Annotated in this window: 1 pseudogene; it reads left to right on the top strand. The window is 73.6% G+C overall.

Going from position 1 to position 1,822, the window contains the following annotated elements:
- Nucleotides 1-12 precede the first annotated feature (12 nt).
- Nucleotides 13-1,596 (top strand): annotated as a pseudogene (locus G3576_RS32780) (amino acid adenylation domain-containing protein); the annotation flags it as partial.
- Nucleotides 1,597-1,822: the final 226 nt, after the last annotated feature.

Here is a 1,822-nt window from a genome sequence, read left to right as displayed (position 1 = left end):
GACCATGCCTCCATGAGCGGCGTCGCGGTGCTGCGGGAGATCCGGCGCCTGCGGCCGGAAGCCGCGGCCGTGCCCGTCGTCTTCACTTCCACCGTCGGGCATCCCTCGCTGGGCGGCGCGACCTCGCCGCTCGCCTGGCTGGGCGAGACGGTCTTCGCGGTGACTCAGACGCCGCAGGTGGTGCTGGACCACCATGTGTTCGAGGAAGCCGGCGCGCTGGTGCTGGGCTGGGATGCGGTGGAGGCCGCCTTCCCGCCCGGCGTGCTGGACGCGCTGGTGGCCGCGCAGGCGGGCCTGCTCGCCGCGCTGCTGAGCGGGGAAGGCTGGACGCGCGACGCCAGCGCCTGCCGCCCGTCCCAGCCCCGCGCGAGCCTGACCGAAGCCGCCCCGCCACGCCTGCTGCACGTGGCGCTGGAGGAAGCGGCCCGCGCCACGCCCGACCGCCCGGCGGTGATCGATGCGGAGCGCGTGCTGGACCACGCGACCCTGCACGCCGCCGCCGGCCATTTGGCCGCGACGCTGCGCGAGCGGCTCGGCGGCGAGACGCGGAATCGCCTCGTCGCCATCGTGCTGCCGAAGGGCTGGCGCCAGGTCGTGGCCGTGCTCGCCGTGCTGAAGGCCGGCGCCGCCTACCTGCCCGTCGACCCCGCGCTGCCGTCCGAACGCCGGCGCCACCTGATCGCACAGGGGGAGGCGCTGCCGATCAAGGATCCTGCCGACATCGACGCGGCGCTCGCCGCGGCGCATCAAGGCCCGCCGCCCGCGCTGCCCGCCATCGATGACCCCTCGCGCCTCGCCTACGTCATCTACACGTCCGGCTCCACCGGCCAGCCCAAGGGCGTGATGATCGAACACCAGGCGGCGGTGGCCACAGTGGATGAGATCAATCGCCGCTGGGCCATCGGCGCGGAGGATCGCGCCTTCGGCCTCTCCGCGCTCGGCTTCGACCTCTCGGTCTGGGACATCTTCGGCCCGCTCGCCAAGGGCGGCGCGGTAGTGCTGCCGCCGCCGGAAGCCGCGCGCGATCCCGGCGCCTGGGCGGCGCTGCTGGCGCGCCACCGCGTCACGGTCTGGAACAGCGTGCCGGCGCTGATGGCGATGCAGATGGAACACGGGCTGCCCGTGGGCCATGCGCTGCGCCTCGTGATGATGTCGGGTGACTGGGTGCCGGTGGAACTCGTCCGCCGCCTCCAGGCCGCGCTGCCTCAGGCCGCGCTGGTCGCGCTCGGCGGGGCGACCGAAGCGGCGATCTGGTCCAACGCACATGAGATCGGCGCCCTCGACCCAGCCTGGCCCAGCATCCCCTATGGCCTGCCGCTGGCGGGCCAGATGCTGCATGTCGTCGATGCGCGCGGCGCGCCCTGTCCCGATTGGGTGACGGGCGAGATCGAGATATCGGGCGCGGGCCTGGCCCGCGGCTATTGGCGCGACCCCGTCCGCACGGCAGAGCGCTTCGTCACCAACCCCTTCACCGGCGAACGCCGCTACCGCACCGGCGATCTCGGCCGCTTCCGGCCGCATGGCGATGGCACCGGCCCGACGCCGATCGAATTCCTCGGCCGCGAGGATTTCCAGGTGAAGATCCAGGGCTACCGGATCGAATTGGGGGAGATCGAGGCCGCGCTGGAATCGCACCCCGAGGTCGCCGCCTCCTGCGCGACGGTGGTGGAGGGTCCCGGTGGCAAGGCGCTGCACGCCTTCGTCGCACCGCGTCGCGAATCCTGGGACCGCGCGCGCCGCGTCCTCTGCCGCCCCGGTCTGCGACGAGACGGTACCGCGCGCCTTCCCCTGCCGCATCGCGCGAGCGAGGAGAGCTACGACA

The sequence above is a fragment of the Falsiroseomonas algicola genome (assembly GCF_011040385.1).
GTDB classification, from domain to species: Bacteria; Pseudomonadota; Alphaproteobacteria; order Acetobacterales; family Acetobacteraceae; genus Falsiroseomonas; species Falsiroseomonas algicola.
This window is presented reverse-complemented; position numbering and strand designations above follow the sequence as displayed.